Below are 13151 nucleotides of genomic sequence, written 5' to 3' on the forward strand. Positions count from 1 at the left end.
GAAAAAATAAAAGGGAGCCTAAGCTCCCTCGATGAATTGAACGCTTACATTACCATTAACGATAAAATTATTATTCAACCACTAAAATACGGCAGGTATTGGTGCTGCCGATGGTGCCCATTTGGTCACCTTGAGTCACGATAACCGTATCACCTACCATCAAGTAGCCATTATCACGTAAACGTGCGATGGCTTCGCTTGCTGCCGCAATACCATCAGTATGCGTGCTGCAAAACACAGGGGTGACACCCCGGTACAGTGAACATTGATTCAATGTTTTTTCATGGCGAGACATCGCGAAAATTGGCAAGCCAGAGCTAATGCGCGACATAATACGTGCGGTACGACCTGATTCAGTCATCGCGATGATCGCTTTAACGCCTTTTAGGTGGTTGGCGGCGTACATGGTTGACATCGCAATTGCATCTTCGGAACTTTCGAATTCAGCATCTAAACGGTGTTTCGAAATATTCAGACCCGGCATTTTCTCCGCACCAAAACAGACTTGTGCCATGGCGGCGACAGTTTCTGCTGGGTATTGTCCTGCGGCGGTTTCTGCGGATAGCATCACCGCATCAGTTCCGTCTAAGACCGCGTTTGCCACGTCCATGACTTCTGCACGGGTTGGCATTGGGTTGGTGATCATGGATTCCATCATTTGAGTTGCCGTGATCACCACGCGGTTCAATTGACGGGAACGACGAATTAATTTCTTCTGTACTGCAACCAGTTCAGGGTCACCAATTTCAACTCCTAAGTCACCACGGGCAACCATCACCACATCAGATGCAAGGATCACTTCGTCCATGATGTCGTCAGTTGCGACTGCTTCTGCACGTTCAACTTTGGCGACGATTTGGCATTCACAGCCTGCATCTCGAGCTAAACGGCGAGCATAATCCAGATCTTCACCTGAACGCGGGAAAGAGACAGCCAAGAAATCCACATTGATTTTAGCAGCGGTAATAATGTCGGCTTTGTCTTTTTCTGTCAGCGCTTCTGCGGACAAACCACCACCGAGTTTATTAATACCTTTATTGTTGGAAAGTTGTCCGCCGACAGTCACTTCGGTGAAGACTTGCAAACCTTGAACTTCACGAACTTTTAACTGCACGCGACCATCATCCAGTAGGAGAATATCGCCCGGTACCACGTCAGCAGGCAGACCTTTATAGTCGATACCCACTTTATGCTGGTCGCCTTCACCTTTACCTAATGAGGCATCCAGCGTGAATTTATCACCAACATTGAGGAAAACTTTACCGTCTTTAAAAGTAGAAACACGAATTTTCGGACCTTGTAGATCCCCAAGAATAGCGACGTGACGCCCTAATCGAGCCGCAATCTCACGCACTTTATTTGCGCGCGCCATGTGGTCTTCAGGAGTTCCGTGAGAGAAGTTAAGGCGAACAACGTTAGCCCCAGCATTGATAATTTTTTCTAGATTATTATCACGATCGGTTGCTGGACCAAGGGTTGTAACAATTTTAGTTCTTCTAAGCCGTCTAGACATGTATTACTCCGTGACCTGTAATGGTACAAATATAAGTGAAACCATTTCACTCCATTTCGAAACCTATTTACTGCAAATAGGGGTGCTGACACGAGCACAGCTATTATATACAGCAAATTTCTTAAAGCCATCGGGAGAATAAAAACTCTTTGGGCCCGGTAGACTTAAGAAACCTCTTTTAACATTGTCATTTCCATCTTTCAGACATTATCAAACCGCGAATCGCGTAACGCTTCTTTGACCCGTTTCAAGTTATCTCTAAATTTTTCGCCTCGACGCAAAGTAAATCCGGTGGTTAATACATCAATGACGGCAAGCTGCGCCATTCTGGAGACCATTGGCATGTACATGTCCGTATCTTCAGGGACATCAATAATAATTGATAAGCTGGCTTCTTTGGCGAGAGGAGAACCTTCGGAGGTAATTGCGATGACCGTCGCATCATTCTGGCGAGCGAGTTGCGCCATATCGACTAAGGCTTTTGTGCGTCCAGTGTGAGAAATCAACACAATCACATCCCCCTCGCTACTATTGATGCAACTCATGCGTTGCATGACAATATCATCAAAGTATATGACTGGAATATTAAAACGGAAAAATTTATTCATCGCATCGTGGGCTACCGCCGCAGAAGCTCCAAACCCAAAAAAACTGATTTTCCGAGCTTGGGTGAGTAAATCAACAGCGCGATTAATGGCATGCGTATCGAGTGTATGTTTGACATTGTCTAACCCTGCCATCGCCGACTCGAAAATCTTATGGGTATAGGTATTGACGGTGTCAGTCTCTTCGATATGGCGATTAACGTATGGTGTGCCATTGGCAAGATTTTGAGCCAGTTTTAATTTAAAGTCAGGAAACCCTTTGGTTTCCATTTTTCGGCAAAATCGGTTGACGGTAGGCTCGCTGACGTCAGCCAGTTGGGCTAACGCCGCTATACTAAGATGAATAGCACTTTGGGGCATTCCTAAAATGACCTCAGCCACTTTTTTTTCTGATTTGCTCAAAAAATCGAGGCTAGTTTTCATTTGTTCTAAAATATTCATATAGCAAAAGTGCCTATTTCAGCAAAAGGAGAAATATTTCTGCCATCAGAGTATGGTGGCATTAACATCTGGATATGACTGAAAATATACTACGTGTTGGTTGTAAGCTATCTATGCACTGAGCGTAACTTATGGCTTTTTTTACGAAAATATGACCCGTATCTAATTTTCAACTTAGTAAACTCACTACATAAACCGTGATTTTCCAACAAAGCTGGAAGCATTCAGTGATAAAAAATTTTATTGATGTCTGGGTATGCTGTATTTTTCAGCATAAAAACTGTGACCAGCGTCATCAATATTTACTGGGCAGTAGCAAACGGGTACATTAGCAGGCAACCGATTGTATTTTTATAAAAACGACATTCAGAACCTATCTCATTAGAGTGAAGTATTCCCTTATTTTCTTTGGGCTCTAATCAGATAGTTTCTAAATTCCGCAGATTGAGGAGAACCAACATGGCGGTACATAATGCTGCTCAAGCTTGTGACCTGATTATTTTCGGCACTAAAGGTGACCTAGCACGTCGCAAGTTACTTCCATCACTGTATCAATTGGAAAAAGCAGGTTATATCCATCCAGATACTCGTATTATCGGCGTTGGTCGTGCCCAATGGGAACGGAACGATTATGTAGAATTTGTGCATAAAGCATTAAATGATTTTTTGAAAGAAGAGCTAGATTTGGCGTTGTGGGAGCGTTTAAGCGCACGCTTAGATTTCTGCAATTTAGATGTCAGTGAAACGGATAACTTCGTTCGTTTAGCCGATATGCTTAAGCAAGATACACAACCCGCTATCCACTATTTTGCAATGCCACCAAGCACATTTGGTGAAATGTGTCATGGGCTGGGTCACGCAGGGTTGAACAAACAACCTAACCGCGTGGTCATGGAAAAACCATTAGGTACAGATTTAGCTTCATCTCAGCAGATCAACAATGAAGTGGCTAAGTATTTCGATGAAAGTCAAGTTTACCGAATTGACCACTATTTAGGTAAAGAAACGGTTTTAAACCTTCTGGCACTGCGTTTTGCGAATTCACTATTTATTAATAACTGGGACAATCGCACTATTGACCATGTGCAGATCACCGTTGCGGAAGAAGTCGGTATCGAAGGTCGTTGGGGTTACTTTGACCAAGCAGGTCAGATGCGTGATATGGTGCAAAACCATTTGCTGCAGATCTTAACGATGATCGCCATGTCACCACCGGCAGACTTAACCACTGACCGTATTCGTGATGAAAAAGTGAAAGTGCTGCGTTCTTTACGCCGCATTGACCACACAAACGTTCGTGAGAAAGCCGTACGCGGTCAATATACTGCGGGCTTTGTACAAGGCAAAAAAGTACCAGGCTACTTAGAAGAAGAAGGCGCGAATAAGCAGAGCCAGACCGAGTCTTTTGTGGCTTTACGTGTAGATATTGATGATTGGCGTTGGGCAGGCGTTCCATTCTACCTGCGCACTGGTAAGCGTTTACCTGCAAAATGTTCAGAAGTTGTGGTCTATTTTAAAAAGCCGGCACTGAATATTTTCTCTGAAAGCTATCAAGATTTACCACAAAACAAATTGACCATTCGTCTACAGCCAGATGAAGGGATCGATATTGAAATTATGAACAAGGCACCGGGCTTGGATCATAAACACCGTTTACAGACCACTAAACTGGACTTGAGTTTCTCCGAAACCTTCAACCAAACGCATCTTGCGGATGCTTACGAGCGTTTATTATTAGAAGCTATGCGTGGTATTCAGGCATTGTTTGTACGTCGTGATGAAGTGGAAGAAGCGTGGAAGTGGGTCGATTCCATTATGGAAGCGTGGGCCATGGATAACGACGCGCCTAAGCCGTATCAAGCAGGAACATGGGGTCCTATCGCTTCAGTGGCAATGATTGCTCGCGATGGACGTTCGTGGAATGAGTTTGAGTGATTTTTCTTGAGTTGTAATGAAAGCCCAGTCATCTGACTGGGCTTTATTGTATGTCATAAATACATAGCTAGAAAGGCTATAGCACTAACTCACTACGCCCCGTAGCGGCCATATGAATGATGCCTTGCTCGATACGTAAACACGCCATTTTGGCTGCATCAGGAACCGATAATCCGGCTAATAATTGAGCGGTAAGCTCAGCGCCGAATAGGTCTCCAGTGCCCTTTGGTGTGACAGGGTAACGTTTATGGCGAATAACGGCGACATCCTGTTTAGTCACACAAACCACTTCAATGCTTTCCTCATCAGGTTGGAAAGCGCTCGTAATGATGACCCACTGCGTGTGACCTTTGAGTAACGAACGCGCTGCACGGGTGGCATCGTCTAGATTGTTTATCTCTTGCCCGCTGAGTGTGGAAAGTTCAAATTTGTTCGGGATAATCCCTGTCGCGAGTGGAATGACTTCATGACGATAAACATCAGCTATCGCTGGAGGAATATAAAAGCCACTATCTTCATCTCCCATGACAGGGTCGACAATGACAGGCATTTTAGGGTGTTGCTCGCGCACAGAGCCAAGCCAATTTGCAAGGTCGTGAGCTTTATCTGGGGAACCTAAATAACCCGTCAAAATGGCTTTAATGCTGTTTAAACTGCCACGTTCAACAAAGCCTTGTAAATAGCCACGAAACCATTCACCGGGTAATTCTCCACCATAACAACTGGCATAGTGGGGCGTGTTGCTTAGAATAACGGTGGGAACTGCAGCAACGCGTAATCCTTGTTTGGTCAATGCGGGGACAGCGATGCTATTACCCACACTGCCATAGACAACTTGTGATTGAATGGAGACAACATCATAAGGAAGCGGGGTGGCATCGGCGGCGTTTTGAAAGCTATTTGACGTTAGCGTAAAGGTATCCATGACTCTCTCTTATTTGGTGTTCATTATTGCTATTTTCTAACGGATAACACGATAAGAAGCGTGTTGGCGTTAATTGTCAATCGTAACCGAAAAAATTCATATTGAATGGGATGTTAGCAGCATAAAAAAGGGTAAAAAAAATTTTTTTTGCTCAGATCCTCTAAAAATAAATGCGAGGAAAATTACAGAATTATTCGCAAAATAGACGCTGGCACTGTATTGCTTAGCATATTAATGAATATTTATGCATAAATATGACGGATTCAAAAAGCGTTTGCATTCATTGACTTAATAATTTTGGCGTGGTAGAAATAGCTTGAAACTAACAATTATATGAGGGTTCGGAGTAACTTAGATGGATGTCCATCCGATGAAATGAATGAGATATCATGCTTAGCGTGACTAGCATAAAGATCAGTAAGTCCCAAAGAAGATCAACACACAAGCTTTTCCTTTCCGCTATTCTTTCCAGTGAGTATCACTGGTGTGGCGCATTATAGCGTCCTTCTAGATTATTCAATTCGCTGAATAAAATCAGCACTCTTTTATTTTTATTTGAATTTTAAACAGCTTAAAGCTTAGCCATTAAGCTAATTGCCTTTCTGTCTTGTTCAAAAAACAGGCTATGGCGAAGCTGTATCTAGAGGGATACTATAATGATTTATTGGATATTTTTAGCATTAGCTATCGTGACTGAGGTCATTGGTACGTTATCAATGAAACATGCCAGTGTAAGCGGTGATTTCACTGGTATGGCTGTGATGTATGTGATGATTGCGACTTCCTATATTTTACTGGCGGTTGCGGTAAAAAAAGTGGCACTGGGTGTTGCTTACGCTATGTGGGAAGGTGTTGGTGTTCTGCTAATTACGACGTTCAGCGTATTGTGGTTTGGAGAATCACTGTCACCAATGAAAGTTGGTGGATTAGTTTTCCTGATCACAGGTATTGCATTGATCAAATCAGGCACCAAAAAAGCGACTGTTAGCCAATCAGCTCAGAAAGTAAAACAAGCTGCAAAAAATGCGGTTGATTCCGCCAAAGCCCGAGCTTTAGTGACAAAGACTGCTAAATCGGAGGTGTAGTATGGCCAGTCAATTTGAATGGTGGCATGCGGCATTTTTGATCCTCGCAGTGGTACTGGAAATTCTTGCCAACGTATTTTTAAAAATGTCAGATGGTTTTAGACATTATTGGTTAGGAATTTTGTCTCTCATCGCCGTATTAGGGGCATTTAGTGCACTGGCGCAGGCAGTGAAGGGAATTGAACTGTCAGTCGCTTATGCATTATGGGGAGCATTCGGTTTAATCGCCACAGTTGCTGCTGGCTGGATCCTGTTTAATCAACGCCTAAACTATAAAGGCTGGGGTGGGTTAGTCCTCTTACTTATCGGTATGGTGCTGATTAAAATGTCGTAACGGACAATACAATTCTTAAAGCTATTAGTGTTTATTCTACAATATAGTACTAATAGCTTTTCAATATATAATTACATCTAAAATTAATACTTTCAGTGAAGTAATATATTTAAAATATTGAACTAATTTTCATAGAATAATATATGGTTATTCATTCGTTAATGAAAATAATTTTATCTCTATTTATTTTTTGAATGGCCGCCATTAGGCAGCCTATGGGCAAGGTAACGCAACAATTAAAGGTTACCAAGGGCGTTTAAGTGTGGATTATAGCATCTCAATAGCTCAGTCTACTCAACTTTCTGATATATCTATTAATTATAAAGACACTAGCTGTAGTGGCTATTTTACAATTCAATCACGACGTCATTTCCAAAAATGAATTTACTACAGTATTCACTAGTTTTTGAGAAAAATTAGACTCTCTTTATTGTATTAATTCATTTTTATGAAAAAAAGCATAAAATCCTTCAGAGTAGAAAATTTATTTATATCTATTATATTTTAAATGGAATGACTGAAAAGGTATATTTATTTTTAAAAGTCAGCAATAAAGATAATGTTTACATTTTTATAATGAAGGTTGTTATGTTTTATATATTGTATGAGATTGGTTTTTATTTTATTTAATAAATATATTCATTTTTATGCTCATAGAAAGGAAATATCATGAATGATGTAATGATAGTAACTCCACACAGTAGTTTCCGCGATAGATTGATTTATGATGGAATGGCTTCTACAGAATATGGTAATATTTCATTAAGTGATGCAGTAAATATATACTGCATGAAGAAAGATATGATTTGCCCTGTGTGTGGTGAGGTTAATTGTGTCTATTTCAAAAGGCTGTGCGATGATTTACTAAAAAAGCCTAATGATAAAGAGCTTAAAAAAATAATGGTTAAAAGCCAAACGATAGGAGTTCCATTTACAAAGGTTTTTGATGAGTATCGTAATAAAGTTGAAAATCAACTCGCTGGTGCTCTTAAAAGAAATGGCATTGTTCCAACACTAAAGATTAGGCGAGAAATGTTTTCAAAGTATATGAATTTATTTGATATGCTGAATAGAAAGGTGGTAAATGGAAAGGAAATATACATTGATAAACATATTAAGAGTTCAATTTTTAGTAAGATTGATTCTAAAACATCTGCAGTCTTAACATATTTAAATACTTTAGATGCTACTAGAAATATTAAAAACTACCCTGAAATGATAGATGCTTTGAGAAAAAATGATTTCAATAGAGCTTCTAAAATCTTTTACAAAATGATGCCTAAAGATTTAGAAAGTTATTTAGCATTAGATACTATTATTGATGAAGCAATAGCCAAAAAGCAAGTTGATGAGGAATTGAAGAAAATACAAGGTAAAGCCAAAGAGGAGATAATGAAATTACAAATAAATGAAGCTATTAAGACAGCATCAGAAATAATTTCAGATATTGGTGATAAAGCATCTAAAATCATTGGGGATAAATACAAGGTTGCATCTGATAAAATAATTAATGAATTAAATGATTTTAAAGGCAAAAAAATTAAAAATTCAAGTGATGCGCTAAAAATATTAGAAAAAACAATAAATAATCCATATCTTAAAGTTCATAAGAAAGATCTTCCTGCCATTTCTCAGGCTATAAAATTTATAGATGGAAAAAAGCTATCGGAGAATTTATATAAACTAGGTAGCTCTTTTAAGCTTGCGGATAAATTTTTAAAATTTGAAAAATAAAAAATAAGGTTGAAGAGGGGTTTGAAACGGGAAATTGGAGACCTTTAGTTTTAGAAATTGAAGCTATGGTATTAGCAGGAGTTGCATCTCCTATTGTATTAGCATTTACATCAGCAAGCCTAAGCTTATTATTACCGATTACTATTTCAGCTACACTTTTATCTGTATCTGCTATCATATTAACTGCTGTGATTACCTCTTATATTGATGCTGATTTCGCTGATGCAATAAATAAAGAAATCATTCCGTAAGTATATTTTTAAATTTATAATTATGAATTGATTTATGTTTTATTTTTTATACTTAATAGGTAGAAATATAAATGCATTTACTGCAGCGCAAGTAATGGTAAAGATTGATATAAAGATGGCGTAATAATAGAGAAATGAAGTAAATTCAAAAGCGGAAATTGTTCGCAAATTTCTGTTTCCGTTTGATATGTTATAGTTTAAAAAGTAATTAATATAGGTGATCATAGAAATGATTAAAATTATACTAAAATAACCAAATATAGTTGTAATTATCCCTTTGTTATATAATTTAAAGTGTTCTTTTTTTATTTTTATAGAATTCCATATAACCAAATAGTATGGAATCGAAAATACAGGTGCGATTTTACAGTATAAAGCGGATAGATAGCTTTCATTTCGATAATAATCTGAATAAATCACAGGTATCTCATCTATCCAATTGCTAATACTGATTATTACTATGTTGGGTATCATGTGTAACCATATAGCAGAGAGAGGAACAGCTCCCAGTAATATGGTAATAATAAAAGCTAAACTTGAATTGATCTTAAAAGACATTTTAGAATTCCTACTTCACATGGTGTGATAATAATATTCATTCCTATTGTCATGTAAAGATTTATTATTTCCTACTGTGTAGAGGAATACAAATTTCATTTGAGATGAAAAAAGAAGATGGGCAAACAGTAAGGCACTAAATAATACATTTTTTTACTTTCAATAAATAAATCAAATAGATCTGTAAAATAGGAGCCAAAAATTAGCTACTATCGTCATGCTATGGTATGTAGTGAGACAGAAAAGAAGTAAGAGAAGTGAGAAAATAAAAGGTCAAAACATCACGTTAAAAAATAATGCCGCTCAATTCAAGTGACGGCATTAAGCTGATGTTCTTTTTCAAGTATCAATCAAGACTAATCAATCGCCGCAACGATTTTGATCTCAACTTTATATTCAGGCTTCATCAGAGCCGCTTGAACAGTGCAACGAACAGGTGCGCTACCCGCAACAACCCATGCATCCCACGCTTGGTTCATGCCAGCAAAATCCGCTTTATCTGCAAGGAAGATAGTCGCATCTAAAATTTTGCTTTTATCTGAACCCACTCGGCCTAACATGACATCAATAGCGGCTAAGGTATCTGCGGTTTGAATAATAATGTCGCCATCCAGTTTTTCTGGGACGCTAGTGTAATAGACCACGTTGTTGTGGATAACAGCTTCAGACCAACGGGTATCTGGGTCAATGCGTTCAATAGTCATAATTGTTCCTTATTATCAATGCTAACAAAGGATATCAGTTTGCTACTATGATGAAAATCAGTTCATTGATGAAACGATAATTAGCTCAGCAGCCATCTTGAACTCATGGTAAAGTGTGCTCATCAACAGTAAGCAATATAGGTTCGTAGTGTCTAACGACTTTTCAGCAGATGGCTTTCTAGCAAAAACAATTCCCGGTTTCCAACCTCGAGCTGCGCAGGTCACCATGTCTGACGCGGTTACTCAATCTATTGAGCAGCAGCATGTGCTGGTGGCTGAAGCGGGTACAGGAACAGGGAAAACCTACGCTTATCTCGTCCCTGCATTACGAAGTGGCAAAAAAGTGATTGTCTCTACAGGGTCGAAAGCACTACAAGACCAGCTTTATCACCGAGATCTACCTACGATTATCGATGCGATGAACTACACGGGTAAAACGGCGCTTCTAAAAGGGCGTTCAAATTATCTGTGTCTTGAAAGGTTAGATCAGCAATCCCTCGGTGGAGGTAGCCTTGAACCCGAGATCCTCTCAGCGATTGTCAGATTACGCAGTTGGTCCATCGAATCAGAACTGGGGGATACCAGTACTTGCCATGATATTGCTGAAGATAGCCCCGTTTGGCCGTTAGTCACGAGTACCAACGATAACTGTTTAGGCAGTGATTGCCCCCGCTACCAAGAGTGCTTTGTACTCAAAGCGCGTCGTAAAGCCCTTGATGCAGATGTGGTGGTCGTTAACCACCATCTTTTTATGGCTGACAGAGTGGTGAAAGATACAGGTTTTGGGGAGTTGATCCCCCAAGCGGATGTGATGATTTTCGATGAAGCCCATCAAATCCCTGATATTGCAAGCCAATATTTTGGTCAGCAACTCAGTAGCCGGCAACTGTTAGATTTAGCTCGCGATATGATAATGACGTATCGTACAGAACTAAAAGACCAAGCTCAATTGCAAAAAAGTGCCGATCGACTGACGCAAAGCACACTGGATTTTCGCCTTAACTTAGGGGAAAACAGCTTTAGAGGGAATTTACGGGAATTACTGAAGTTATCCGAAGTTCAGCGAGCGTTAACGCTACTGGATGATGCACTGGAACTCTGTTATGAAGTCATCAAAACGTCATTAGGGCGTTCCTAAAGTTTGGATTCTATTTTTGAGCGCGTGACGATTTACCGCAACCGTCTTAACCGCTTAAAGGATGTCACCATACCGGGTTATAGTTACTGGTTTGAGAGCTACGGACGTCACTTTTTATTAGCCTTAACACCACTCACTGTCGCGGATAAATTCAGTGAAATGATTGCTAGTACGCCGGCTAGTTGGGTGTTCACGTCAGCAACCCTTTCTGTTAACGAAAAACTGAGCCACTTTACTGACCGCTTAGGTCTCAGCTCTGCGAAAACATTATTGCTCGCAAGCCCGTTTGATTATGAAAGCCAAACTTTGCTGTGTGTGCCTCGCTTTTTACCGGAGCCTAATCAACGGGGTAGCGCTCAAAAGCTTGCCAATATGTTACGCCCGTTAATTGAAAAAAACCGAGGTCGATGCTTCTTTTTATGTACCTCTCATTTAATGATGAGGGAATTAGCTGAAGAGTTTAAAGCGTCGCTGACATTGCCTGTGCTTATGCAGGGGGAAAGCAGTAAAAATAAATTGCTGGCACAGTTTATTGCGGCAGGAAATGCCGTTTTGGTCGCTACGAGCAGTTTCTGGGAAGGAGTTGATGTTCGGGGCGATGAACTGACCTGCGTGATCATCGATAAACTCCCGTTTACCGCGCCGGATGACCCGTTATTGCGTGCTCGTATTGAAGACTGTGAACTTCGAGGGGGAGACCCATTTACCGATGTTCAACTGCCCGATGCCGTCATCACATTAAAGCAAGGGGTGGGACGCTTGATCCGTGATACTAAAGATTACGGCGTGATTGTGATTTGTGACAATCGGCTCGTGACTCGCCCTTATGGAGAGGTGTTTTTGCGAAGCTTACCACCTTCGCCTCGTACGCGAGATCTGAATAAAGCGATTGAATTTTTGGCAACTAAGCGCGCGGAAGCGATTGAGAAACACTAATTTTATGCAATCCTGTGGGCGGTTTATGTTAAGATACCGCCCATCTTTCAGGTTGCCGTCATAAGGCGACAACAAAAAACCTAATATTTGCCGGAGTTTAGGCATGTCGAGTCGTATTCTAGCTGTTGATACAGCCACTGAAGCTTGTTCTGTTGCATTACTGTGCGACGGTGAAATTATTTCGCGTTTTGCAATCTCTCCTCGCGAACATACTCAAAAAGTATTACCGATGGTAGAAGAAGTATTAGCGCAAGCAGGCATTAAACTTAATCAATTAGATGCATTAGCATTTGGGCGTGGACCGGGTAGTTTTACTGGGGTTCGAATTGGTGTGGGCATTGCTCAAGGCTTAGCTCTGGGCGCCGATTTACCCATGATCGGTGTTTCCTCGCTGATGACGCTGGCACAAGGTGTATATCGAACAACGAATAGTTCCCGTGTGTTGGTGGCGATTGATGCTCGAATGTCCGAAATATATTGTGCGCAATATCAACGCGATGAGCAGGGTTTTTGGGTAGGTGAAGAAACTGAAGCTGTGATGCTTCCTGCTGATTTCAAATTAAAATTCACTGAATTAGAAGGGCAATGGAGTCATGCAGGAACGGGCTGGGCTGCTTATCCTGAATTATTAGAAGGCTTGTCCTTAAGTGACAGCCTAATCACGTTACCTGCAGCGCAAGATATGCTGCCAATTGCTGAGCAGCTGTGGCTAGCAGGTAAAGTGACTGCGGTTGAGAATGTCGAACCGACTTATTTGCGTAATGAAGTGACTTGGAAAAAATTACCGGGTCGCGAATAAATAGAATCAGCATGATTTTTGTCGAATGAAAAAATAGCTATCAGGGTAAAACCAATAGCTATTTTTTTAATCTAAGATATAGAATCGGTGTTTAATTGATCTATTATTGAATAAATAAGCGTTAATAAAAATTGGATTGCACATATAATGTGATAAGGAATACCAGCAGTTTTAATACGTACTATCTCACTTT

At 40.3% G+C, this 13151-nt stretch carries 11 protein-coding genes and 1 pseudogene; 6 read left to right on the forward strand and 6 right to left on the reverse strand.

Annotated features, from left to right (window positions below; all coding sequences use genetic code 11):
• Positions 1-70 precede the first annotated feature (70 nt).
• Entirely contained in the window at positions 71-1513 is a 1443-nt protein-coding gene (gene pyk, locus GKR61_RS03690; protein ID WP_036948247.1) for a pyruvate kinase, read from the reverse strand.
• Between the two features lie 200 nt (positions 1514-1713).
• Positions 1714-2559: a MurR/RpiR family transcriptional regulator gene (locus tag GKR61_RS03695; protein ID WP_036948244.1), complete on the reverse strand. Its 846-nt coding sequence runs from the start codon at positions 2557-2559 to the stop codon at positions 1714-1716.
• A 459-nt stretch (positions 2560-3018) separates the two neighbouring features.
• On the opposite strand from GKR61_RS03695, the gene zwf reads away from it, so the two are divergent.
• Complete coding sequence (zwf, locus tag GKR61_RS03700) at positions 3019-4494, forward strand: glucose-6-phosphate dehydrogenase (RefSeq protein WP_154639553.1); 1476 nt, start codon at positions 3019-3021, stop codon at positions 4492-4494.
• A gap of 76 nt (positions 4495-4570) precedes the next feature.
• Here the strand turns inward: zwf and pdxK are convergent, their stop codons facing one another.
• Positions 4571-5419: a pyridoxine/pyridoxal/pyridoxamine kinase gene (pdxK, locus tag GKR61_RS03705; protein ID WP_154599309.1), complete on the reverse strand. Its 849-nt coding sequence runs from the start codon at positions 5417-5419 to the stop codon at positions 4571-4573.
• 656 nt (positions 5420-6075) lie between these two features.
• Between pdxK and mdtJ the strand changes: the two genes are divergently transcribed.
• From mdtJ to GKR61_RS03720, 3 genes are all read left to right on the forward strand, one after another.
• Positions 6076-6504 (forward strand): multidrug/spermidine efflux SMR transporter subunit MdtJ, encoded by a 429-nt coding sequence (gene mdtJ / locus GKR61_RS03710; protein ID WP_036948234.1) that lies wholly within the window; start codon positions 6076-6078, stop codon positions 6502-6504.
• Between the two features lies 1 nt (position 6505).
• Positions 6506-6838, forward strand: a complete 333-nt coding sequence (gene mdtI, locus GKR61_RS03715; RefSeq protein ID WP_154599308.1) for a multidrug/spermidine efflux SMR transporter subunit MdtI — start codon at positions 6506-6508, stop codon at positions 6836-6838.
• Positions 6839-7507: 669 nt separating this feature from the next.
• Positions 7508-8572, forward strand: a complete 1065-nt coding sequence (locus GKR61_RS03720) for a hypothetical protein (protein WP_154639554.1) — start codon at positions 7508-7510, stop codon at positions 8570-8572.
• Here GKR61_RS03720 and GKR61_RS17905 read toward each other — a convergent pair.
• From GKR61_RS17905 to GKR61_RS03735, 3 genes are all read right to left on the reverse strand, one after another.
• Entirely contained in the window at positions 8535-8750 is a 216-nt protein-coding gene (locus tag GKR61_RS17905) for a hypothetical protein (protein ID WP_230083115.1), read from the reverse strand. The genes GKR61_RS03720 and GKR61_RS17905 overlap by 38 nt on opposite strands.
• Positions 8751-8862: 112 nt before the next feature.
• Positions 8863-9381 (reverse strand): colicin immunity protein Cui, encoded by a 519-nt coding sequence (cui, locus tag GKR61_RS03730; RefSeq protein WP_148444739.1) that lies wholly within the window; start codon positions 9379-9381, stop codon positions 8863-8865.
• A gap of 356 nt (positions 9382-9737) precedes the next feature.
• Positions 9738-10085, reverse strand: coding sequence for a RidA family protein (locus GKR61_RS03735; protein WP_036948225.1), 348 nt, complete (start codon positions 10083-10085; stop codon positions 9738-9740).
• A 148-nt stretch (positions 10086-10233) separates the two neighbouring features.
• Between GKR61_RS03735 and GKR61_RS03740 the strand changes: the two are divergent.
• Both GKR61_RS03740 and tsaB read left to right on the forward strand, forming a co-directional pair.
• Positions 10234-12159, forward strand: a pseudogene (locus GKR61_RS03740) (ATP-dependent DNA helicase).
• A 103-nt stretch (positions 12160-12262) separates the two neighbouring features.
• Positions 12263-12958, forward strand: a complete 696-nt coding sequence (tsaB, locus tag GKR61_RS03745; RefSeq protein ID WP_108478182.1) for a tRNA (adenosine(37)-N6)-threonylcarbamoyltransferase complex dimerization subunit type 1 TsaB — start codon at positions 12263-12265, stop codon at positions 12956-12958.
• Positions 12959-13151: the final 193 nt, after the last annotated feature.

Source organism: Providencia sp. wls1916 (genome assembly GCF_009706585.1).
Lineage (GTDB): Bacteria > Pseudomonadota > Gammaproteobacteria > Enterobacterales > Enterobacteriaceae > Providencia > Providencia lanzhouensis.